The organism is Kluyvera sichuanensis, from assembly GCF_040930405.1.
GTDB lineage: Bacteria > Pseudomonadota > Gammaproteobacteria > Enterobacterales > Enterobacteriaceae > Kluyvera > Kluyvera sichuanensis.
Genome location: NZ_CP162271.1, coordinates 4,294,267 through 4,316,292, shown reverse-complemented (window position 1 = coordinate 4,316,292; position 22,026 = coordinate 4,294,267). Strand labels below are relative to the sequence as shown.

Genomic DNA, 22,026 nt, shown 5'->3' with positions numbered 1-22,026 from the left:
ACTCGACGCAGAATAAATGGAGGATTACCCATGAGCGCACCTTTGCTTATCGCACGCACCCAGGACAAGCAGCTTGAACTGCTGCCCAATATGGCCAACCGTCACGGGCTGATTACCGGCGCCACCGGTACCGGGAAAACCGTTACCCTGCAAAAGATGGCCGAGTCGTTCTCGGAGATTGGCGTGCCGGTCTTTATGGCGGATGTGAAAGGCGACCTGACCGGCGTAGCAGAGGAAGGCCAGGCCTCTGAGAAGCTAATGACGCGCCTGAACAATATCGGTGTCACCGACTGGGAGCCGCATGCTAACCCGGTGGTGGTGTGGGATATCTTCGGCGAGAAAGGCCACCCGGTTCGCGCCACGGTCTCTGACCTCGGCCCGCTGCTGCTGGCTCGCCTGCTGAATCTCAATGAGGTGCAGTCCGGAGTGCTGAATATTATCTTCCGCATCGCCGACGATCAGGGCCTGCTGTTGCTGGATTTCAAAGACCTGCGGGCCATCACGCAGTACATCGGCGATAACGCCAAATCATTCCAGAACCAGTACGGCAATATCAGCACCGCTTCCGTCGGCGCCATCCAACGCGGGCTGCTGACGCTGGAGCAGCAGGGTGCCGAGCACTTCTTCGGCGAGCCGATGCTCGATATCAAAGACTGGATGCGCACCGACAGCAACGGTAAAGGCGTCATTAATATCCTCAGCGCAGAGAAGCTCTACCAGATGCCGAAGCTTTATGCTGCCAGCCTGCTGTGGATGCTCTCCGAATTGTACGAGCAGTTGCCGGAAGCGGGCGACCTTGAAAAGCCGAAGCTGGTTTTCTTCTTCGATGAAGCACACCTGCTGTTTAGCGATGCCCCGCAGGTGCTGCTGGATAAAATCGAGCAGGTGATCCGCCTGATTCGTTCTAAGGGCGTGGGCGTCTACTTTGTGTCGCAGAACCCGTCGGATATTCCCGATGCGGTGCTGGGCCAGCTAGGTAACCGCGTGCAGCACGCGCTGCGCGCCTTTACGCCGAAGGATCAGAAAGCGGTGAAAACGGCGGCGCAAACCATGCGCGCTAACCCAGCGTTTAATACCGAGCAGGCGATTCAGGAACTGGGAACCGGCGAGGCGCTGATTTCGTTCCTCGATGCAAAAGGCAGCCCGTCCATCGTTGAGCGAGCGATGGTTATCGCGCCGTGTTCACGCATGGGGCCGGTGACTGACGATGAACGCAACGGTCTTATTAATAACTCACCGTTGTACGGTAAGTACGAAGATGAGATTGACCGCGAGTCGGCGTTCGAGATGCTGCAAAAAGGGGTACAGAACAGCGCCGGTCAGGCAGATGCGCCGCCGGCAAAAGGCCAGCAAAGCGCTGATGACGGCATCCTTGGCGGGCTGAAAGATATTATTTTCGGCACCACCGGGCCGCGCGGCGGCAAGCACGATGGTCTGGTGCAAACGGCAGCGAAAAGCGCCGTGCGTCAGGTGACGAACCAGATTGTGCGAGGGATGCTGGGTAGTCTGCTGGGCGGGCGGCGGCGTTAACGCCGTATCCGGCCTATAACTCGTAGCCCGGGCGAGCGGCAGCGACCCCGGGACTAGCTCCACCGTTGAAAACGTATTCCATCAAATTGCAGGCATAAAAAACCCGGCGTCGCTATCGCTCGGCCGGGCTACAGGAGGGGTTAGGCTTTTCGCATCATTAGCCAGAGGCTTATCAGGAAGAAGCTGGCGCTTGGCAGCAGCGCCCCGATAATCGGCGGGATACCGTAGACCAGCGTCAGCGGGCCGAAGATCTGGTCGAGGACGTAGAACACAAAGCCGAAGCTAATCCCTGTCACCACGCGCACTCCCATCGGCACGCTGCGCAGCGGGCCAAAGATAAACGACAGCGCCATCAGCATCATTACCGCCACGGAGAGCGGCTGGAAGATTTTGCTCCACATATTGAGCTGATAGCGACCGGGATCCTGGCCACTGGCCTGTAGATACTTCACGTAATTGTGCAGGCCGCTGATAGAGAGCGCATCCGGGTCCAGCGCTACCACGCCGAGCTTATCCGGCGTTAGTGTGGTTTTCCAGGTACCGCTCACCGTTTGTGAACCGGTAATCTGTTTCGGGTCGGTCAGGTTAGATTCATCCACCTGCGACAGGCGCCACTCTTTCTGCTCCTGATCGAACTTCGCGCTGGCCGCATAGCGTACGGACTGCAGGCGACGCTCGTTGTTGAAGGAGTAGATGCTCACACCACCCAGCTCATCGGTGCCCTTCACGCGCTCGATGTAGACAAAGTTGTGGCCGTCTTTCGCCCACATGCCCTGCTGGGTAGAGAGTAACGAACCGCCGTACATCTGCTGAGCGCGGTAGTTACGCGCCATCTGCTCACCCTGCGGTGCTACCCACTCGCCCATTGCCATGGTCAACAGCACCAGCGGGATCGCGGTTTTCATCACCGACAGCGCCACCTGCAGACGGGTAAAGCCGGAAGCCTGCATCACCACCAGTTCACTGCGCTGAGCCAGCATCCCCAGGCCAAGCAGCGCGCCGAGCAGCGCCGCCATCGGGAAGAAGATCTGCACGTCTTTCGGGACGCTGAGAAGGGTATAAATGCCCGCGCCCAGCGCGTCATAGCTCCCCTGTCCGGCTTTCTTCAGCTGGTCAACGAACTTAATAATGCCGGACAGCGACACCAGCATGAACAGCGTCATCATGATGGTGGTGAAAATGGTTTTACCGATATAGCGGTCAAGTACACCAAATGGCTGCATTATACCGCTCCTTTATGCGTAAAACGGGCGCGAACGCGGCGCATAGGGACGGTATCCCAGAGGTTCAGCACCACGGCCAGCGCGATGTACGCCAGGTTGACCGTCCACATCCATATTGCCGGGTCGATTTTGCCTTTGCCCGCATTCGACTTCAGCGAAGTCTGCAGCAGGAAGAACACCAGATACAGCAGCATGGCTGGCAGCATAGAGAGTACACGGCCCTGACGCGGATTCACCACGCTGAGCGGCACCACCATCAGCGCCATGATAAAGACCGTCAGCACCAGCGTGAAACGCCAGTGCAACTCCGCGCGGGCACGGTCGGTATCCGTATTCCACAGCGTGCTCATGTTCATCTGTTCGGTATCGGTCGGGTCGGCGGCTACGGCCTGGTGGCCAATAATGGCCTGATAGTTTTTAAAATCGGTAATGCGGAAATCACGCAGCATCGCGGTGCCTTCAAAGCGCGTACCCTGATTTAAGGTCACCACCTGAGAACCGTCTTTGCGCTGCGAGAGCTGGCCGGTGTCGGCCACCACCACAGAAGGGCGCGCGGTGCCTTTCGGCCGGAGCTGCGCCAGGAAGACGTCATGGAAGCTTGCGCCATTCACGCCTTCAATAAATAACACCGCGTTACCATCGGTAGACTGCTGGAACTGGCCCTGCGCCAGCGCCGCCATGCCGGGGTTCGCTTTGGCTTCGGCGAGCACTTCATCCTGATGGCGAGACGACCACGGCCCCGCCCACATCACGTTGACGGCGGCAACAATACCGGTAAACAGCGCGAGGACCATCGCCGCTTTCACCAGCACGGCTTTACTCAGGCCGCAGGCGTGCATCACCGTGATTTCACTTTCGGTATACAGTTTACCCAGGGTCATCAGAAGACCGAGGAACAGACTCAGCGGTAGGATAAGCTGCGCCATTTCAGGCACGCCGAGCCCGAGCAATGAGAGCACGAGGTTTGTCGGGATATCACCATCGACCGCCGCGCCGAGGATCCTCACCAGTTTCTGACAGAAAAAGATCAAAAGCAGGATGAAGAGGATGGCAAGCTGGCTTTTTAGCGTCTCCCGCACCAGATATCGTATGATTATCACTATAAATACGCCCGTAAAAACCCGTCTTATTGCAGGAAAATAGCTTGTTTCATGGCTTAAACGTCATTTATTCTCTTGAGTCGTCGAAAACATCGCTAAGATTAAATGACTCAGCGGCTTCACGTTTCAGGACTTGTTCTGACGTGCCAGGACCGTAATAACGTTAAGATTAACACGAAGTCACCGCAACAGCGGAAATGAGTTACGTAAGCTTGCAATTCTATCCGTAGCCACCGCCGTTGTCTTTAAGATTCAGGAGCGTAGTGCATGGAGTTCAGTGTAAAAAGTGGTAGCCCGGAGAAGCAGCGGAGTGCCTGTATCGTCGTGGGCGTATTCGAACCACGCCGCCTTTCTCCCATCGCCGAACAGCTCGATAAAATCAGCGACGGCTATATCAGTGCGCTGCTGCGTCGCGGCGAACTGGAAGGCAAACCGGGGCAGACCTTATTGCTGCACCACGTACCAAACGTGCTGTCAGAACGCATTCTGCTGATTGGCTGCGGTAAAGAGCGCGAGCTCGATGAGCGCCAGTACAAGCAGGTCATTCAGAAAACCATCAACACCCTGAATGATACCGGTTCAATGGAAGCCGTCTGCTTCCTGACCGAACTGCACGTCAAAGGCCGCAATAATTACTGGAAAGTACGCCAGGCGGTTGAGACGGCAAAAGAGACGCTGTACAGCTTCGACCAGCTCAAAACCAACAAAAGCGAGCCGCGTCGCCCGCTGCGTAAAATGGTCTTCAACGTGCCAACCCGCCGTGAACTGACCAGCGGTGAACGTGCTATCCAACACGGTCTGGCCATTGCTGCCGGTATCAAAGCGGCGAAAGACCTCGGCAACATGCCGCCAAACATCTGTAACGCGGCTTACCTGGCCTCTCAGGCACGTCAGCTTGCCGACAGCTATAGCAAAAACGTCATCACCCGCGTCATCGGCGAACAGCAGATGAAAGAGCTGGGCATGCACTCCTACCTCGCGGTCGGCAACGGTTCGCAGAACGAATCCCTGATGTCGGTCATTGAGTATAAAGGCGTGGCTTCCGAAGACGTTCGCCCAATCGTGCTGGTGGGTAAAGGCCTGACCTTCGACTCCGGCGGTATCTCCATCAAGCCTGCCGAAGGCATGGACGAGATGAAGTACGACATGTGCGGCGCTGCGGCGGTGTACGGCGTGATGCGGATGGTTGCGGAACTGCAATTGCCGATCAACGTGATCGGCGTGCTGGCGGGCTGCGAAAACATGCCTGGTGGACGCGCGTATCGCCCGGGCGACGTGCTGACCACCATGTCCGGCCAGACCGTTGAAGTGCTGAACACCGATGCCGAAGGCCGTCTGGTGCTGTGCGACGTTCTGACCTACGTTGAACGCTTCGAGCCAGAAGCGGTTATCGACGTGGCAACGCTGACCGGTGCCTGCGTGATTGCCCTGGGCCATCACATCACCGGCCTGATGTCGAACCACAACCCGCTGGCGCACGAGCTTATCGGCGCGTCCGAGCAGGCTGGAGACCGCGCGTGGCGTCTGCCGCTGGGCGATGAGTATCAGGAACAGCTGGAGTCTAACTTCGCGGATATGGCGAACATCGGCGGCCGTCCTGGTGGTGCTATCACCGCGGGCTGCTTCCTGGCGCGCTTTACCCGTAAGTACAACTGGGCGCACCTGGACATCGCCGGCACCGCATGGCGTTCCGGTAAAGCCAAAGGCGCAACCGGTCGTCCGGTGGCGCTGCTGTCGCAGTTCCTGCTGAACCGCGCTGGTTTTAACGGCGAAGAGTAAGGCACAACCCCCTCACCCTAACCCTCTCCCCACTGGGGAGAGGGGACCGCCCTTCTCCACGTACGGGAAGGACGTCAGGGGGCGATTTAAAACCATCACAAGAAGCCCCATATATGAAGAATGCGACGTTCTATCTTCTGGACAATGACACCACCGTCGACGACCTCAGCGCCGTCGAGCAACTGGTGTGTGAAATTGCCGCAGAACGTTGGCGCGCTGGCAAGCGCGTGCTGATCGCCTGCGAAGACGAGCAGCAGGCCATTCGCCTGGATGAAGCCCTGTGGAGCCGTCCTCCGGACAGTTTTGTGCCGCATAATCTGGCGGGCGAAGGCCCAAGAGGCGGTGCGCCGGTGGAGATAGCCTGGCCTGCCAAGCGCAACAGCAGCCCACGGGATATACTGATAAGTCTGCGGGTAAACTTTGCAGATTTTGCCACCGCTTTCACAGAAGTGGTAGACTTCGTCCCTTACGAAGAAACTCTGAAACAACTCGCACGCGATCGCTACAAAGCCTACCGCGTGGCTGGTTTTAACCTGAATACGGCAACCTGGAAATAATGGAAAAGACATATAACCCGCAAGATATCGAACAGCCGCTTTACGAGCACTGGGAACAGCAGGGCTATTTCAAGCCTAACGGCGACGAAAGCAAAGAGTCCTTCTGCATCATGATCCCGCCGCCGAACGTCACCGGCAGTTTGCATATGGGTCATGCTTTCCAGCAAACCATCATGGACACCATGATTCGCTACCAGCGCATGCAGGGCAAAAACACCCTGTGGCAGGCGGGTACCGACCACGCGGGTATCGCTACCCAGATGGTGGTTGAGCGTAAGATTGCCGCTGAAGAAGGTAAAACTCGTCACGACTACGGTCGCGATGCCTTCATCGACAAAATCTGGCAGTGGAAAGCGGAATCCGGCGGCACCATTACCCGTCAGATGCGCCGTCTCGGCAACTCTGTTGACTGGGAGCGCGAGCGCTTCACCATGGACGAAGGCCTTTCCAATGCCGTGAAAGAAGTCTTTGTCCGCCTGTACAAAGAAGACCTGATTTACCGTGGCAAACGCCTGGTAAACTGGGACCCGAAACTGCGCACCGCCATCTCTGACCTGGAAGTGGAAAACCGCGAGTCTAAAGGCTCCATGTGGCACATCCGCTATCCGCTGGCCGACGGCGCGAAAACCGCAGACGGTAAAGATTACCTGGTCGTAGCGACTACCCGTCCGGAAACCATTCTGGGCGATACCGGTGTGGCCGTGAACCCGGAAGATCCACGCTATAAAGATCTGATCGGCAAGTTCGTTGTTCTGCCGCTGGTTGACCGCCGTATTCCTATCGTGGGCGACGAACACGCCGATATGGAAAAAGGTACCGGCTGCGTGAAAATCACCCCGGCGCACGACTTTAACGACTATGAAGTCGGTCGTCGCCACGCGCTGCCAATGATCAACATTCTGACCTTTGATGGCGACATCCGCGAAACCGCAGAAGTGTACGACACCAAAGGCGAAGAGTCTGACGTTTACTCCAACGCTATCCCGGCTGAATTCCAGAAGCTGGAACGCTTTGCCGCGCGTAAAGCGATCGTGGCTGCCATCGATGCGATGGGCCTGCTGGAAGAGATCAAACCTCACGATCTGACCGTTCCTTACGGCGACCGTGGCGGCGTGGTTATCGAGCCAATGCTGACCGACCAGTGGTACGTCCGTGCCGACGTGCTGGCGAAACCGGCGGTTGAAGCGGTTGAGAACGGCGACATTCAGTTCGTACCGAAGCAGTACGAAAACATGTACTTCTCCTGGATGCGTGATATTCAGGACTGGTGTATCTCCCGTCAGCTGTGGTGGGGTCACCGTATCCCGGCATGGTATGACAACGACGGTAACGTCTACGTTGGCCGCACCGAAGACGAAGTGCGTCAGGAAAATAACCTCGGCGCCGACGTTGCGCTGCGTCAGGACGAAGACGTTCTGGATACCTGGTTCTCCTCCGCACTGTGGACCTTCTCTACCTTGGGCTGGCCGGAAAACACCGACGCGCTGCGTCAGTTCCACCCAACCAGCGTGATGGTTTCCGGCTTCGACATCATCTTCTTCTGGATTGCCCGCATGATCATGATGACCATGCACTTCATCAAAGATGAAAACGGTAAGCCGCAGGTTCCGTTCAAGACCGTCTACATGACCGGTCTGATTCGTGACGATGAAGGCCAGAAGATGTCCAAGTCCAAAGGTAACGTTATCGACCCGCTGGATATGGTCGACGGTATCTCCCTGGCAGACCTGCTGGAAAAACGTACCGGCAACATGATGCAGCCGCAGCTGGCTGAGAAAATTGCTAAACGTACCGAGAAACAGTTCCCGGACGGCATCGAGCCGCACGGCACCGACGCCCTGCGCTTCACCCTGGCGGCGCTGGCCTCTACCGGCCGCGACATCAACTGGGATATGAAGCGTCTGGAAGGTTACCGTAACTTCTGTAACAAGCTGTGGAACGCCAGCCGCTTCGTGCTGATGAACACCGAAGATCAGGATTGCGGCTTCAACGGCGGCGAAATGACCCTGTCTCTGGCAGACCGCTGGATCCTGGCTGAATTCAACCAGACCGTGAAAGCGTACCGCGAAGCGCTGGATAACTTCCGCTTCGACATCGCTGCGGGCATCCTGTACGAGTTCACCTGGAACCAGTTCTGTGACTGGTATCTGGAGCTGACTAAGCCGGTAATGACCGGTGGTTCCGAGTCTGAACTGCGCGGCACCCGCAATACGCTGGTCACCGTGCTGGAAGGTCTGCTGCGCCTGGCGCACCCGATTATTCCATTCATCACCGAAACCATCTGGCAGCGCGTGAAAGTGATTTGTGGCAACACCGCAGACACCATCATGCTGCAGCCGTTCCCGGAATATAACGCCGCGCAGGTTGATGAAGCCGCGCTGGCCGATACCGAGTGGCTGAAGCAGGCGATCGTTGCCGTACGTAACATCCGCGCGGAAATGAACATTGCCCCAGGCAAACCGCTGGAGCTGTTGCTGCGTGGTTGCAGCGCTGACGCAATGCGTCGCGTGAACGACAACCGTAGCTTCCTGCTGAACCTGGCCCGTCTGGAAAGCATCACCGTGCTGCCAGCCGATGACAAAGGTCCAGTTTCCGTGACCAAAATCATCGACGGCGCCGAGCTGCTGATCCCGATGGCTGGCCTCATCAACAAAGAAGATGAGCTGGCGCGTCTGGCAAAAGAAGTAGCGAAAATCGAAGGTGAGATTGCCCGTATCGAAGGCAAGCTCTCCAACGAAGGTTTCGTTGCTCGCGCACCGGAAGCGGTGATTGCTAAAGAACGTGAGAAGCTGGACGGTTACGCGGAAGCGAAAGCGAAGCTGATTGAGCAGCAGGCGGTCATCGCCGCGCTGTAAAAATCGTGCCTGTACGTTTGCCGGGCGATCCGGCAAACGGTCAAGTAGCCCGGACGAGGTGCATTAGCGCCGACTCCGGGTTATCCACGGTACGGTTCCAACCTCCTGAATTATCCTCGCTTGCACTCCCCCTCCCCGCAGTGTTATTAACTGCATATGTTCCACGTTTACGTCATGAGTTCGCTATGAGTGTCATTACCCCTGTCTCTGCAACGCTGCGTCGCCTTACGGCTGACGACAACGCCGCCATTGCCAACGTTATCCGCCAGGTCTCTGCCGAACACGGCCTGACCGCCGATAAGGGCTACACGGTGGCCGACCCCAATCTGGACGAGCTGTTTCAGGTTTACAGCCAGCCGGGTGCGGCCTACTGGGTCGTTGAGCAGAATGGTCAGGTGGTAGGTGGCGGCGGCGTCGCGCCGTTAGGCTGTAGCGAGCCGGAAATTTGCGAGCTGCAAAAGATGTATTTCCTGCCGAGCGTACGCGGTCAGGGGCTGGCGAAAAAGCTGGCGCTGATGGCGCTTGAGCACGCCCGCGAGCAGGGTTTTAAGCAGTGCTACCTTGAGACCACGGCGTTTCTGACAGAAGCTATTCGCCTCTATGAACATCTGGGATTCGAACATATCGCCGAGCCACTGGGCTGCACCGGGCATGTCGATTGCGAAGTGCGGATGTTGAAGCCCCTTTAAACACACCTGGAGAAGCATCCGATTTACTGCATCTCAGGTGAGATGGCGAGACGAATCACGCCAGCCGCATTGGCTGGCGGCAGTGCCCTATCTGGTTTCAGAAACGCTGCGCCAGGTCGCAAGCGATTTTCGCTTTTCTTTCTTTTCTCGAATCAGAAATAATCTCGACATGACATAGATAGCTTTTGCCGTAAATCATACGCAAACCGAATTCATGCCGTGACTATAATTCATATATCTAATGTCACTTTTTTTCCGATGCAAGTTCTGGTCGTTATTCTGAATAATAGATCTTCAGGTTCTTATTCTTTACCCTTTCATGTATAAATAGCGCTCTATTTATTTAATATTAGATAACAGCAAGGATGTTACATGTCTCACCCTCTCATTGATGAGAATAGAGCAACACACGCCTTTCATTTCCACGGCAAAAGCACTTCATTTTTTATGATTTGCTTTGTTAATACCATTTTATCAATTATAACGTGTGGGATATTTTTACCCTGGGCATTTGTCCGTAGCCGACGCTATATTTATGAATACATGGAACTCAACGGTGCCAGGTTTCACTATCACGCCAAAGGTAGTGCTATATTTCTCAGCTGGTTCGTTCTTTCCATTGTCATAGGCATTCTCTGTTTTATTGAATACAGTATTACCCAATCCGAAGACCTGATGTTCGCGCCTGGGCTCTTCATGCTGTTCTTCCCGTTTATGGCGGTAAAAAGCCTTAGCTATCACGCGGCGATGACAACGCTAAACAACATTCGTTTTGGCTTTCATTGCTCAATGCTGCGTGCATGGTGGGTTACGATGGGCATACCGGTTCTAGCATTGATACTGCTGGTGATTGTTTTTAGCGGCTGGGGAGCCATCATAGGACAACCGTCAAGTCTCAATGCAATAATGATTCGCCTTGCCTGCGGACTCATCCTAGGCCTGCTTGTCATCGCCATCATTAACGGCGTCGTTTATCGTAACTGGATTGAACTCTTTGCCAGAAACGCTAACTTTGGCATTCATAAATTTGATATAAGCCTAAGCCTTTCAAAATGCATTATTATATCACTGATTGCCATGGCTATTATCGTCCCATTCATTATCGTCATTGTTAAAATTATGATGACCTCATTCAATCTTATATTATCAGGCTCACTGGATAGTCTTGGCGGGCTTTTTGCCTTAGTATATCTCCTCTATATCGCAGGTATATTAATTTCTTCTGCTTATGCTTTCTCCGCATTACGTAACTATGCGTTTAATAATCTCATACTCGGTGACGACATCCGTTTTCACTCATCGCTTACCTTTTTCGGGATGGTTGTCAATTTACTGCTTTTGACGTTTGGTTCCCTGATAACGCTGGGCCTGGCCTATCCGTGGCTGAAAATACGTTTTATACGCTACCAGGTAAACCGTACAACCCTTTCCGGGCATCTTGATGCGCTGGAGTTAACCAACGATGAGCGTCCTCTGGATACCGGGATCTTCGCGCGGATCTCGCGCGGTGCGGCACCTACGCTACCGTTTTTCTAAAACCGCTATAGACCACATTCATCGAATTTATTTCATCTAAAAACCTGATGAATTTGATGCAAAAAGTGCATTATTCAGCGTGAATTCCTGGTAATACACTGCCTGAGCACCGCTTTATTGCACCTATTAGCCTGCCGCCAGGCAGGCTTTGCTCAGGATAGAACATCATGAAAAAATTGGCTTTTATTGTTACCAGTAGCCTGATGCTTGGCAGCATTGCCACGGCAATGGCTGCAACCAGCCTGCCAGGAAATACCAACGGCGCTCAGGTCATCCACGTAGAGAATACCCGTGGCCGTATCGATACTCTCAACGGTATTGTTTACAGCCAGATAAAAAGCACCGTTGCCGTCCGCCCACTGCATATGTCACTGCTGGTGCCGCGCAACACTGACCTGAAGCCTGCCATCGTCTATTTCCCCGGCGGCGGCTTTACCAGCGCAGCCTGGGATAAGTTTATCGAGATGCGCATGGCCCTAGCACAAGCCGGTTTTGTGGTGGCAGCCGCAGAGTATCGTACCGTGCCTGACACTTTCCCAGCCCCAGTCATCGATGGCAAAGCGGCCATTCGCTACCTGCGCGAGCACGCCAAAGAGTACGGTATCGACCCTCAGCGTATCGGCGTACTCGGTGATTCCGCCGGTGGCTATATGGCGCAGATGATGGCATTAACCAACGGCGATAAAGCTTTCGAGCAGGGCGATTTCCTCAACCAATCCTCCGACGTGCAGGCCGCCGCCACGCTGTACGGTATTTCTAACCTGCTCAATATCGGCGAAGGGTTCCCCGCCGCAATTCAGAAAGTTCATGAATCTCCAGCGGTAACTGAAGCCCTGCTGGTTCACGGCAGCGCCTTCCGCGACTGGCCGGGCGCGGCAATTGGCAGCGATAAGCAAAAAGCGCTGGCCGCCAGCCCAATGGGCCACGTAAACGGTAAAAAACCGCCGTTCCTGATTATGCATGGCAGCACCGATACGCTGGTATCGCCACAGCAAAGTGCGCAGCTGTATAAGGCGCTAAAAGAAGAAGGCAATAAAGCCGATTATGTACTGCTGGAAGGGGCCGAGCACGGCGATGATCACTGGTATCAGCAACCGGTCATCGACCGTGTTGTAAGCTGGTTTAAGGCCACGCTCGGCGAGCCGATTAAGCATAGTACGCAGGCTAAAGACAAGAACGCGAACCTTTAAACCGGCACGCCGCTGTGGAAGCGGAACTCTTCATCCGGAGCGGTGATAAGCGACGCTTCCACTTCACCGAAGAAACGCACCCGTTCGCTGATATCGCCATCAGCGATTTGCTGCGCCAACGTCAGGTAGTCTTGATAATGCCGCGCTTCTGAACGCAGCAGCGACAGGTAAAACGCCTGCAGGTCGTCATCCAGATACGGCGCCAGCGCGGCAAAGCGTTCGCAGGAACGGGCTTCGATGTACGCCCCACAAATCAGCTTATCAATCAGGGTAAGGGGTTCATGCGTGCGCACCGCTTTGAGCATCCCTTTAGCGTAGCGACTGGCGGTGATTTTCACGTATGGGATATTGCGCTTCAGCATCGCCTCACGCACCTGTGTGAAGTGGTGCAGCTCCTCTTTTATCAGCAGCACCATGCTGTCGATAAGCTGCCGTCCCCATGGGTCGTCGGTCTGCGGCATCGCGCTTTTACCCATCTGTTTATGCAGCGCGGTAAAGTCTGGCTCAACGCCGTCGCGAAAGGTAAAGGCTTCATAAGGTTTCAGCCAGTCGAGCAGCGCCTGCGCGCCCTCTTTATCCGCCACATATTTACGCACCAGCAGCATCGCGGTTTGCGCCGCTTTTAGCTCACAGACTAGATGGTCGGTCAGCAACAGAGGAAGATTGGCCGGATCGCGGGCTTTATCGAGCCACGCCTGAGGCGTTTTACAGTGCAGGAAGTTGAGAACCGGGGAGAGTATTTGCGGGTAATCCATACCGAAATCCTTGTCCTACGGCAGCGGGCGCTGCCGTAGGTAATGTGATGACTTAGTGACGTACGCCGTCGTCTTCTTCGTCAACGAAATCTTCGTCGTCGTCATCACCCTCTTCGCCGTTCGGGTCTTCGTAGTAGGTTCCCCAACCGTCGTATTCCACTTCAAATTTCTCAGCCAGGTTCATCAGTTGCTCAACCTGCGCGTCGATAAGCTCTGCGTTCAGCGCGCTTTCGCTCAGGATATCGCAGCAGATCACGGTGTCGCCTTCTTCCACTTCCAGCTCTTCCGGTTCCGTCACTTCGTAGCCCAGCTTGAACGCTTCTACCGCCGCTTTCTCCAGACTTTCGAAATCGTCTGCGGAAAGGTGATGTTCTATGGTGTACAGCGCATCAGGATCGCTGCCGTCTTCCAGCAGTTCTTCAATGATCAGACGGGTCTCTTCGCGCTGTTCTTCCAGATGTTCAGGGTTTGCCATGGCTCGTTCCTCATAATGTGGCTGATACTCTTATTGTCACATACCGTTGCCATTGCCTCCACCTTTCCGATAAAGATTTGTTATTGGGGTTGCAAATGAATATTCATCCATATAAAGTGAATTTTAATTCAATAAGTGGCTTGAGCCAGGTGAGGGAATTATGTCTACTCTGTATAAAAAGAACTTCTTAAAATTACTCGATTTTACCCCTGCAGAAATCACCACCCTGCTGCAGCTCGCAGCAAAACTAAAAGCGGATAAAAAAAGCGGCACGGAGTCGCCGAACCTGACCGGTAAAAACATCGCGCTCATCTTCGAAAAAGACTCAACCCGTACACGATGCTCTTTCGAAGTTGCCGCATACGATCAGGGCGCTCGCGTCACCTATCTTGGATCCAGCGGCAGCCAGATTGGCCACAAAGAATCGATTAAAGACACCGCTCGCGTGCTGGGCCGTATGTACGACGGCATCCAGTACCGTGGCTACGGCCAGGAAGTGGTGGAAACGCTGGCCGAGTACTCCGGCGTGCCGGTATGGAACGGCCTGACCGATGAGTTCCACCCAACCCAGCTGTTGGCGGATCTGCTGACCATGCAGGAACACCTGCCGGGCAAAGCGTTCAACGAAATGACGCTGGTTTATGCTGGCGATGCGCGTAACAACATGGGTAACTCAATGCTGGAAGCCGCGGCATTAACCGGTCTCGATCTGCGTCTGGTGGCACCACAGGAATGCTGGCCAGAAGCGAGCCTGGTCGCAGAGTGCAAAGCGCTGGCGCAGAAGAACGGCGGTAACGTTACCCTGACGGAAGATATTGCCGCAGGCGTTAAGGACGCGGACTTTATCTACACCGACGTGTGGGTATCGATGGGCGAAGCCAAAGAGAAGTGGGCAGAGCGTATTGCGCTGCTGCGCGGCTATCAGGTGAATAGCGCCATGATGAAGCTGACCGGCAATCCGCAGGTGAAATTCCTGCACTGCCTGCCTGCGTTCCATGATGACCAGACGACCGTAGGTAAGAAAATGGCCGCTGAGTACGGCATGCACGGCGGGATGGAAGTGACCGATGAGGTGTTTGAATCTCCGGCCAGCATCGTGTTCGATCAGGCGGAAAACCGGATGCACACCATCAAAGCGGTGATGGTCGCAACGCTAAGCAAATAAACTCAACCAGTAGCCCGGCCGAGCGCAGCGACGCCGGGAAAACCCCGGAGTCGGTACTATCGCACCTCGTCCGGGCTACGGTTCATCATTCGACCAGAAGTTTCACAACCGCTTTACGCACTTTCGCAGGCTGCCCCACCGCGCACAGCGGCTTGTGGACTTCACCTGGGTAGAAGACCACGAAGTCACCTTCGCTCATCACCACCATCTTTTCCTGCACGCCTTCCGGCAGAAACGCGATATCTTTGTCCGCCAGCCAATCGGTGTCTGGCTCACCCGCAGGCTGGGTGCTGAACGCCATTCCTTCCTGGCCTTTCAGTACCACCTGGATATCCAGATAACGTGCATGATACTCGGCACGACGATCGGCAAACGGTTCGGTCATGTTCTCAGAGATCATATAGAACAGGCGGTTGCCGTCGATGTCATATTTCCCTTCCGGGGTAGCATCGGTAACGTTCGCCATAAGGTGGATAATAGCCTGACGCAGCTCTTCCGGCAGCCAGGACTGAAGGTGATGGATGTTGCCAATAATCATGATGACTCCACAAATAAAACAATGTTTCAATTTTCAGTTGTTATACGTAAATTCGCGATACCATACCAGTACTTTTTATCATGACTCTGCCATCCTGCTGGTTTAGCGCACACTTTTTCTGCCCTGCATAAAAATTGAATTTTTACGCATTAAAAATGAATTTTTATTACATGAGAATCGTTTTCGTTGATTAAAATGTGAATCAGGCGCTTGATTGCCAGATAAAGCTGCGTATAATGCCACCCGTTTTGCCGGGAGGAATTATGGTTCAGTGTGTACGACATCGCGTCTTACCGCGTCTGAAAACAGACGCTGGCCTGCCGTTTTTCCTTTCCGTAGCATCCGTATTCGTAAAGCCCCTTATTTAAGGGGCTTTTTTTTTGCGCCGTCGTCAGGAGATAACCATGGCTAATCCGCTGTATCAAAAACACATCATTTCCATAAACGATCTCAGCCGCGAAGACCTTGAACTGGTTTTGGCGACCGCCGCCAGCCTGAAAGCGAACCCACAGCCGGAGCTGCTGAAGCACAAAGTTATCGCCAGCTGTTTCTTCGAGGCCTCGACGCGCACCCGTCTCTCTTTTGAAACCTCCATGCACCGTCTGGGGGCCAGCGTGGTCGGTTTCTCCGACAGTGCCAACACCTCGCTCGGTAAGAAAGGCGAAACCCTGGCCGACACCATCTCTGTTATCAGCACCTACGTCGACGCCATCGTCATGCGCCACCCGCAGGAAGGCGCGGCGCGTCTGGCCACCGAGTTCTCCGGCAACATTCCGGTACTGAATGCCGGCGATGGCGCGAACCAGCACCCAACCCAGACGCTGCTGGATCTGTTCACCATTCAGGAAACCCAGGGCCGCCTGGAGAACCTGAACATCGCCATGGTCGGCGACCTGAAGTACGGCCGCACCGTCCACTCGCTGACCCAGGCGCTGGCGAAGTTTAACGGCAACCGCTTCTACTTTATCGCTCCGGACGCGCTGGCGATGCCGCAGTACATCCTCGATATGCTGGACGAGAAAGATATCGTCTGGAGCCTGCATAGCTCCATCGACGAGGTGATGGCGGAAGTCGATATTCTCTACATGACCCGCGTACAGAAAGAGCGCCTCGACCCGTCCGAATACGCCAACGTCAAGGCACAGTTCATCCTGCGCGCGGCGGATCTGGTCGGCGCACGCGATAACATGAAGGTGCTGCACCCGCTGCCGCGCATTGATGAGATCACCACCGATGTCGATAAAACGCCGCACGCCTGGTACTTCCAGCAGGCCGGCAACGGCATCTTCGCCCGCCAGGCGTTACTGGCACTGGTACTGAATAGCGAACTGGCTCTGTAAGGGGGAAACGACGATGACACACGATAACAAATTACAAGTAGAAGCCATCAAACGCGGCACCGTAATTGACCATATCCCGGCCCAGGTTGGCTTTAAGCTGCTGACCTTGTTCAAGCTGACCGAAACCGACCAGCGCATCACCATCGGCCTGAACCTGCCGTCCGGCGAGATGGGGCGTAAAGACCTGATTAAAATCGAAAACACCTTCCTGACCGATGAGCAGGTCAACCAACTGTCGCTGTACGCGCCAGAGGCGACCGTTAACCGCATCGACAACTATGAAGTGGTGGGCAAATCTCGCCCGAGCCTGCCGGAGCGCATCGAGAGCGTGCTGGTGTGCCCGAACAGCAACTGTATTAGCCATGCCGAACCGGTTTCCTCTAGCTTTGCAGTGAAAAAACGTGCCGATGACGTTGCGCTCAAATGCAAATACTGTGAAAAAGAGTTTTCTCATTATGTGGTGCTGGCCAACTAATTGCGGTTGGTATTGAAATGTTGCCTCTCTATAATGGCTAACACCTTAATACTGCAGTTCATCTGGAGATATCATGAGCAAAACTATTGCGACGGAAAATGCACCAGCAGCTATCGGCCCATACGTTCAGGGCGTTGACCTGGGCAGCATGATCATCACTTCCGGTCAGATCCCGGTAGACCCAAAAACCGGCAGCGTACCGGAAGACGTATCTGCTCAGGCGCGTCAGTCGCTGGAAAACGTGAAAGCTATCGTTGAGGCCGCTGGCCTGAAAGTGGGCGATATCGTGAAAACTACCGTATTCGTTAAAGACCTTAACGATTTCGCGACCGTTAACGCCACTTACGAAGCCTTCTTCACCGAGCACAACGCCACCTTCCCAGCGCGTTCCTGCGTAGAAGTGGCCCGTCTGCCGAAAGACGTGAAGATTGAGATCGAAGCGATTGCCGTGCGTCGCTAATTTGCTGTCATCACAGCAATAGCCCGACGATCGTTGAAAGGACATACAATCGGACTTTCAACGATCGATTTATTGTTGCCCTCCCATCTTTTTCCCCTCACCTCTCTACAAAAAGTGATTCATCGATAAACATATATCTTAATGATGTTTAGATATAAAACCAAAGACACCAGAATATATTTATATAATCCTATAAATAGGCTACGAACTTACTTTTCTACAAAATTAACCCTAAACTTCCTTGTTCTTATTATTAGTACTAACAAGGATTAGTTATGAATTTCAAAAAAACATTCTTCCCCGTTATTATTCTTTCTGCATTTACCCTGGCGGGCTGTCAGTCCAACGCCGATGAGCATGCGGCTGATGTTTATCAAACCAACCAGCTGAATTCCAAACAAGAGACAAAGACCGTCAATATTATCTCCGTTCTGCCAGCCAAAGTGGCCGTTGATAACACAGCGAATAAACGCGCCGCACAGGGTGCTGGTGCCGTGTTAGGGGCCATCGCGGGCGGGGTCGTTGGTCATAACGTGGGGTCACGTAGTAATCTCAACACGACTGCGGGCGCAGTCGCAGGCGGCGCGGCCGGCGCGGCGGCAGGCTCTATGGTGAGCGATAAAACGTTAGTCGAAGGCGTATCCTTAACGTACAAAGAAGGCACCAAAGTTTACACCTCCACCCAGGTTGGCAAAGCCTGTCAGTTTACGAACGGCCTTGCGGTGGTTATCTCCACCAACTACAACGAGACCCGAATTCAGCCAAACGCAACCTGCCCTGATAAACGCTAAACGTCAGGAGGCGTTATGAAGAAAACGTGGCTATATGCCCTGCTGATGATGCTCAGTAGCTCAGCGCTCGCCTCTTCACTCCAGGATCAACTTTCTGCTGTTGCACAAGCCGAGCAGCAGGGTCAAGCCGAAGAAAAAAAGCAGCATGATGACTGGGTTGCTGAGCGTGAGAAAGCCGCCCAGAAAGAGAAACAGCGGCGCGCTAACGCAACGGCGGCGGCCAATAAAAAAGCGGCCGCTGCCGCCGCTGAACGCCAGGCCCGGCAGGATAAAAAAGATGCTGAGGCGGCTAAAGATAAATCTCGCGATCAAGGCTATGAAGATGAATTGCGAAGTTTAGAGATCCAGAAACAAAAATTAGCGCTGGCAAAAGAAGAGGCTCGGGTAAAAAGAGAGAACGAATATATCGATCAGGAACTCAAGCATAAGGCGGCACAAACAGACGTGGTGCAATCAGAAGCCGATGCAAACAGAAATATTTCTGAGGGTGGACGTGACCTGATGAAAAGCAAAGGCAAAGCGGAAGAGAATAAATCAGACAGCTGGTTTAATTAATGACTTCGCAGCAATAAGAAAATAAAGTCCTGCCCAAAAGGTCAGGACTTTATTTTAGTTACCCTATCGTCAATTACTGCCAGCCATAACGACGGGTGAAGAACCCTTTCACCATCTGCGTGAACGTCATATAACCCACCAGAATCGCTACCAGCCATGGGAAGTAGCTCAGCGGCAATGCTTCCAGCTGCAGATAGCTTGCCAGCGGTGAGAACGGCAGTGCGATACCAATCGCCATCACCAGCAGCGTCATGGCGAACAGCGGCCACGCGGCACGGCTCTGCACGAACGGAATGCGGCGAGTACGAATCATATGCACAATCAGCGTCTGCGACAGCAGCCCTTCAATGAACCAGCCGGACTGGAACAGAGTCTGCATTTCTGGCGTGTTGGCTTTAAACACCCACCACATCAGGCAGAAGGTCAGAATGTCAAAGATGGAGCTGATTGGCCCGAAGAACACCATAAAGCGGCCCAGATCGGCCGGGTTCCAGCGCTGCGGTTTACGAATCTGTTCGTCATCGACGTTATCGAACGGCAGCGCCACCTGGGATACATCGTACAGCAGGTTCTGAATCAGTAAGTGTAACGGCAGCATTGGCAGGAACGGCAGGAAGGCGCTAGCCACCAGCACGCTGAAGACGTTACCGAAGTTGGAACTGGCGGTCATCTTGATATACTTCAGCATGTTCGAGAAGGTACGGCGACCTTCGATCACCCCCTCTTCCAGCACCATCAGGCTCTTTTCCAGCAGGATGATATCTGCCGCTTCACGGGCGATATCCACCGCGCCGTCCACGGAAATACCGATATCCGCCGCACGCAGCGCTGGCGCATCGTTGATGCCGTCGCCCATAAAGCCCACCACATGCCCTTCGCGTTTCAGCAGCGTCACGATGCGCTCTTTATGCATCGGCGTCAGGCGAGCAAACAGCGTGGTACGCTGGGCAAGCTTCGCCAGCTCGTCATCGCTCAGGTGCTCAATCTCGCTGCCGACAATCACGTCACCCGCATCCAGCCCCACTTCGTGGCACACTTTCGCCGCCACCAGCTCGCTGTCGCCGGTGAGGATTTTCACGGTGATGCCGCTCGCTTTCAGCGCTTTCAGCGCCGGTGCGGTGGTCTCTTTCGGTGGATCGAGGAAGGCGATATAGCCTTCGAGGATCAGATCGGACTCATCAATGCGCTGATAGTCGCCTTCACGCGCTGGCAGGAACTTGCTCGCCACCGCCACCACGCGCAGCCCTTGACGGTTCAGGGTATCGGTCACGCGTTTGATGCGGCGCAGCATGGTCTCGTCCAGCGGCACGATTTCACCGTTATGGTAGACCTGCGTACAGACGTTGAGGATCTCCTGCAGCGCCCCTTTGCAAATCAGCTTATGCACATCCGGCTTTTCGCTGACCACCACCGACATGCGGCGACGTTCGAAATCAAACGGGATCTCATCCACTTTCTGCCAGGCGGTCGACAGCTCGCGGGCCGCCACTTCATCCACCCCTTCCAGCACCGCGGTATCCAGCAGGTTTTTCAACCCGGTCTGGTAGTGGCTGTTAAGCCACGCGGTTTGCAGCACGCGCTCGCTCACCTTGCCGGAGATATCGGTATGGTTCTCCAGCACGATTTTATCCTGGGTCAGCGTACCGGTTTTGTCGGTGCAGAGGATGTCCATCGCGCCAAAGTTCTGAATCGCGTCGAGGTGTTTAACGATAACTTTCTGTTTTGACAGCTTCACCGCCCCGCGCGCCAGCGTCGAAGTGACGATCATCGGCAGCATTTCTGGGGTCAGGCCCACCGCGACGGAAAGCGCAAACAGCGCCGCTTCCCACCAGTCGCCTTTGGTATAGCCGTTGATTACCAACACAATCGGCGCCATCACCAGCATAAAGCGGATCAGCAGCATGCTGACGCGGCTGATGCCTTTCTGGAACGCATTCGGCTCGCTTTCCTGCTCGCTCACGCGACCGGCCAGTTGCCCAAACCAGGTGTTGGCCCCGGTAGCAATCACCATTGCCTGCGCGGTGCCGCTCACCACGTTGGTGCCCATAAAGCACAGGGTGTCGCACTCGAGCGGGTTGGTCTGATCCGGCTCGCGGGTATGCGCCACTTTCTCAACCGGCAAGGATTCGCCGGTCAGCGATGCCTGCGCCACGAACAGATCGCGCGCCTGAATCACGCGCAGGTCGGCCGGGATCATATCCCCCGCCGCCAGTTTGATGATATCGCCCGGCACCAGCTGGTCGATAGGCAGTTCCACCCAGCTGCTCTCGCCCTTGTCATTGATAACACGCAGCACCGTCGCGGTGTTGCTCACCATCGCTTTCAGGGTGTCTGCCGCTTTGGTCGAGCGGGCTTCCTGGACAAAATTCAGCAGCGTGGAAATGCCCACCATCAACACGATGACCACTGCCGCGAACAGATCTTCCGTCGCGTAAGAGACGGCGGCCAGCACGGTCAGCAGGATGTTGAACGGGTTACGGTAGCAGAGCCACAGATGCACCCACCACGGCTGCGGCTGCTGCGCTGGCAGCTTGTTTTCGCCGTGCGCGACACGCGCCTGCTCGACTTCCGCGGCGTTCAGCCCTTCCGGATGGGTGTTAAAGGTTTCCCACAGCGCCTGTTCACTGAGGTGCGCCATTTTCAGGCACTGTTCGCTGAGCGATGGCGGAATAGGCGTATGAGCAACGCTCTGCTGAGAAGGCATCGGATCGCGCTGTACCAGACGGCGCGGCAAATGGCGGCCAAGCTGCGCGAACAGCTGCCGGGTTAAATTTTTCAGCATACAAAAGTCCTCCGCAGTCGCCGGGGGCAACCGCAGACAGGCCTGTGGGCACAGTGAATCTGTACCGTAAAGGCACTTCATTTTTATTGCAGGGACATTAAGACGTGTCACTGCCTCACATCATCGGCAAGGCAGCGAAAAGCTGGCTTACCGGAAAGTTACTCTCCAGTTGGAGAGACGGGTGGGATCGGGATCCATACAGCCTCCGGTAAGATTGATAATAGAAAACGC

20 protein-coding genes are annotated in these 22,026 nt (G+C 54.8%); 14 read left to right on the top strand and 6 right to left on the bottom strand.

The window, feature by feature from the left end:
- Window positions 1-30 precede the first annotated feature (30 nt).
- The gene (locus tag AB2B48_RS20675; RefSeq protein ID WP_368300054.1) at window positions 31-1,530 is read left to right on the top strand and encodes a helicase HerA-like C-terminal domain-containing protein; all 1,500 of its coding nucleotides are present in this window, start codon (window positions 31-33) and stop codon (window positions 1,528-1,530) included.
- Between the two features lie 140 nt (window positions 1,531-1,670).
- Here the strand turns inward: AB2B48_RS20675 and lptG are convergent, their stop codons facing one another.
- The gene (gene lptG, locus AB2B48_RS20670) at window positions 1,671-2,753 is read right to left on the bottom strand and encodes an LPS export ABC transporter permease LptG (RefSeq protein WP_368300053.1); all 1,083 of its coding nucleotides are present in this window, start codon (window positions 2,751-2,753) and stop codon (window positions 1,671-1,673) included.
- On the bottom strand, window positions 2,753-3,853 hold the full coding sequence (gene lptF / locus AB2B48_RS20665) for an LPS export ABC transporter permease LptF (protein ID WP_368300052.1): 1,101 nt from the start codon (window positions 3,851-3,853) through the stop codon (window positions 2,753-2,755). Before lptF ends, lptG begins: the two co-directional genes overlap by 1 nt.
- A gap of 267 nt (window positions 3,854-4,120) precedes the next feature.
- On the opposite strand from lptF, the gene pepA reads away from it, so the two are divergent.
- From pepA to AB2B48_RS20635, 6 genes are all read left to right on the top strand, one after another.
- Window positions 4,121-5,632, top strand: coding sequence for a leucyl aminopeptidase (gene pepA / locus AB2B48_RS20660; RefSeq protein WP_035892787.1), 1,512 nt, complete (start codon window positions 4,121-4,123; stop codon window positions 5,630-5,632).
- Window positions 5,633-5,745: 113 nt separating this feature from the next.
- Entirely contained in the window at window positions 5,746-6,189 is a 444-nt protein-coding gene (gene holC, locus AB2B48_RS20655; protein ID WP_035892786.1) for a DNA polymerase III subunit chi, read from the top strand.
- Entirely contained in the window at window positions 6,189-9,044 is a 2,856-nt protein-coding gene (locus AB2B48_RS20650; RefSeq protein WP_220439604.1) for a valine--tRNA ligase, read from the top strand. The genes holC and AB2B48_RS20650 overlap by 1 nt, the downstream gene beginning before the upstream one ends.
- A gap of 185 nt (window positions 9,045-9,229) precedes the next feature.
- Window positions 9,230-9,733 carry a GNAT family N-acetyltransferase gene (locus tag AB2B48_RS20645; RefSeq protein WP_333012851.1) on the top strand — a complete coding sequence of 168 codons (504 nt, stop codon included), beginning with the start codon at window positions 9,230-9,232 and terminating at the stop codon, window positions 9,731-9,733.
- Between the two features lie 372 nt (window positions 9,734-10,105).
- Window positions 10,106-11,269 carry a YjgN family protein gene (locus AB2B48_RS20640; protein WP_368300050.1) on the top strand — a complete coding sequence of 388 codons (1,164 nt, stop codon included), beginning with the start codon at window positions 10,106-10,108 and terminating at the stop codon, window positions 11,267-11,269.
- A gap of 167 nt (window positions 11,270-11,436) precedes the next feature.
- Window positions 11,437-12,459 carry an alpha/beta hydrolase fold domain-containing protein gene (locus tag AB2B48_RS20635; protein ID WP_368300049.1) on the top strand — a complete coding sequence of 341 codons (1,023 nt, stop codon included), beginning with the start codon at window positions 11,437-11,439 and terminating at the stop codon, window positions 12,457-12,459.
- On the opposite strand, the gene miaE is transcribed toward AB2B48_RS20635, so the two are convergent.
- Window positions 12,456-13,214, bottom strand: a complete 759-nt coding sequence (miaE, locus tag AB2B48_RS20630) for a tRNA isopentenyl-2-thiomethyl-A-37 hydroxylase MiaE (protein WP_368300047.1) — start codon at window positions 13,212-13,214, stop codon at window positions 12,456-12,458. The genes AB2B48_RS20635 and miaE overlap by 4 nt on opposite strands.
- Before the next feature lie 52 nt (window positions 13,215-13,266).
- Window positions 13,267-13,689, bottom strand: a complete 423-nt coding sequence (rraB, locus tag AB2B48_RS20625; RefSeq protein ID WP_035892780.1) for a ribonuclease E inhibitor RraB — start codon at window positions 13,687-13,689, stop codon at window positions 13,267-13,269.
- A 160-nt stretch (window positions 13,690-13,849) separates the two neighbouring features.
- Between rraB and argF the strand changes: the two genes are divergently transcribed.
- A complete protein-coding gene (gene argF / locus AB2B48_RS20620; RefSeq protein WP_368300045.1) occupies window positions 13,850-14,854 on the top strand; it encodes an ornithine carbamoyltransferase in 1,005 nt (334 codons plus the stop codon).
- A gap of 85 nt (window positions 14,855-14,939) precedes the next feature.
- Here the strand turns inward: argF and AB2B48_RS20615 are convergent, their stop codons facing one another.
- Window positions 14,940-15,392: a YhcH/YjgK/YiaL family protein gene (locus AB2B48_RS20615; protein ID WP_185669164.1), complete on the bottom strand. Its 453-nt coding sequence runs from the start codon at window positions 15,390-15,392 to the stop codon at window positions 14,940-14,942.
- Between the two features lie 263 nt (window positions 15,393-15,655).
- On the opposite strand from AB2B48_RS20615, the gene AB2B48_RS20610 reads away from it, so the two are divergent.
- From AB2B48_RS20610 to AB2B48_RS20585, 6 genes are all read left to right on the top strand, one after another.
- Window positions 15,656-15,760 (top strand): pyrBI operon leader peptide, encoded by a 105-nt coding sequence (locus AB2B48_RS20610; protein ID WP_072351778.1) that lies wholly within the window; start codon window positions 15,656-15,658, stop codon window positions 15,758-15,760.
- Window positions 15,761-15,796: 36 nt separating this feature from the next.
- Window positions 15,797-16,732 (top strand): aspartate carbamoyltransferase, encoded by a 936-nt coding sequence (pyrB, locus tag AB2B48_RS20605; RefSeq protein ID WP_185669163.1) that lies wholly within the window; start codon window positions 15,797-15,799, stop codon window positions 16,730-16,732.
- A gap of 13 nt (window positions 16,733-16,745) precedes the next feature.
- Complete coding sequence (gene pyrI / locus AB2B48_RS20600; protein ID WP_123651198.1) at window positions 16,746-17,207, top strand: aspartate carbamoyltransferase regulatory subunit; 462 nt, start codon at window positions 16,746-16,748, stop codon at window positions 17,205-17,207.
- A gap of 73 nt (window positions 17,208-17,280) precedes the next feature.
- Window positions 17,281-17,667 carry a 2-iminobutanoate/2-iminopropanoate deaminase gene (ridA, locus tag AB2B48_RS20595; protein ID WP_000047541.1) on the top strand — a complete coding sequence of 129 codons (387 nt, stop codon included), beginning with the start codon at window positions 17,281-17,283 and terminating at the stop codon, window positions 17,665-17,667.
- Window positions 17,668-17,942: 275 nt separating this feature from the next.
- Window positions 17,943-18,458 (top strand): glycine zipper 2TM domain-containing protein, encoded by a 516-nt coding sequence (locus AB2B48_RS20590; RefSeq protein ID WP_368300044.1) that lies wholly within the window; start codon window positions 17,943-17,945, stop codon window positions 18,456-18,458.
- A 15-nt stretch (window positions 18,459-18,473) separates the two neighbouring features.
- Window positions 18,474-19,013: a DUF5384 family protein gene (locus AB2B48_RS20585; protein ID WP_185669156.1), complete on the top strand. Its 540-nt coding sequence runs from the start codon at window positions 18,474-18,476 to the stop codon at window positions 19,011-19,013.
- Window positions 19,014-19,086: 73 nt separating this feature from the next.
- On the opposite strand, the gene mgtA is transcribed toward AB2B48_RS20585, so the two are convergent.
- Window positions 19,087-21,795, bottom strand: coding sequence for a magnesium-translocating P-type ATPase (gene mgtA / locus AB2B48_RS20580; protein ID WP_220439610.1), 2,709 nt, complete (start codon window positions 21,793-21,795; stop codon window positions 19,087-19,089).
- Between the last annotated feature and the right edge of the window lie 231 nt (window positions 21,796-22,026).

Excerpts from the sequence above, each read along its gene's own strand:
- AB2B48_RS20675 (WP_368300054.1), top strand. The coding sequence starts at position 31 with ATGAGCGCACCTTTGCTTATCGCACGCACCCAGGACAAGCAGCTTGAA.
- lptG (WP_368300053.1), bottom strand. The coding sequence starts at position 2,753 with ATGCAGCCATTTGGTGTACTTGACCGCTATATCGGTAAAACCATTTTC.
- pepA (WP_035892787.1), top strand. The coding sequence starts at position 4,121 with ATGGAGTTCAGTGTAAAAAGTGGTAGCCCGGAGAAGCAGCGGAGTGCC.
- holC (WP_035892786.1), top strand. The coding sequence starts at position 5,746 with ATGAAGAATGCGACGTTCTATCTTCTGGACAATGACACCACCGTCGAC.
- AB2B48_RS20650 (WP_220439604.1), top strand. The coding sequence starts at position 6,189 with ATGGAAAAGACATATAACCCGCAAGATATCGAACAGCCGCTTTACGAG.
- AB2B48_RS20645 (WP_333012851.1), top strand. The coding sequence starts at position 9,230 with ATGAGTGTCATTACCCCTGTCTCTGCAACGCTGCGTCGCCTTACGGCT.
- AB2B48_RS20640 (WP_368300050.1), top strand. The coding sequence starts at position 10,106 with ATGTCTCACCCTCTCATTGATGAGAATAGAGCAACACACGCCTTTCAT.
- AB2B48_RS20635 (WP_368300049.1), top strand. The coding sequence starts at position 11,437 with ATGAAAAAATTGGCTTTTATTGTTACCAGTAGCCTGATGCTTGGCAGC.
- miaE (WP_368300047.1), bottom strand. The coding sequence starts at position 13,214 with ATGGATTACCCGCAAATACTCTCCCCGGTTCTCAACTTCCTGCACTGT.
- rraB (WP_035892780.1), bottom strand. The coding sequence starts at position 13,689 with ATGGCAAACCCTGAACATCTGGAAGAACAGCGCGAAGAGACCCGTCTG.
- argF (WP_368300045.1), top strand. The coding sequence starts at position 13,850 with ATGTCTACTCTGTATAAAAAGAACTTCTTAAAATTACTCGATTTTACC.
- AB2B48_RS20615 (WP_185669164.1), bottom strand. The coding sequence starts at position 15,392 with ATGATTATTGGCAACATCCATCACCTTCAGTCCTGGCTGCCGGAAGAG.
- AB2B48_RS20610 (WP_072351778.1), top strand. The coding sequence starts at position 15,656 with ATGGTTCAGTGTGTACGACATCGCGTCTTACCGCGTCTGAAAACAGAC.
- pyrB (WP_185669163.1), top strand. The coding sequence starts at position 15,797 with ATGGCTAATCCGCTGTATCAAAAACACATCATTTCCATAAACGATCTC.
- pyrI (WP_123651198.1), top strand. The coding sequence starts at position 16,746 with ATGACACACGATAACAAATTACAAGTAGAAGCCATCAAACGCGGCACC.
- ridA (WP_000047541.1), top strand. The coding sequence starts at position 17,281 with ATGAGCAAAACTATTGCGACGGAAAATGCACCAGCAGCTATCGGCCCA.
- AB2B48_RS20590 (WP_368300044.1), top strand. The coding sequence starts at position 17,943 with ATGAATTTCAAAAAAACATTCTTCCCCGTTATTATTCTTTCTGCATTT.
- AB2B48_RS20585 (WP_185669156.1), top strand. The coding sequence starts at position 18,474 with ATGAAGAAAACGTGGCTATATGCCCTGCTGATGATGCTCAGTAGCTCA.
- mgtA (WP_220439610.1), bottom strand. The coding sequence starts at position 21,795 with ATGCTGAAAAATTTAACCCGGCAGCTGTTCGCGCAGCTTGGCCGCCAT.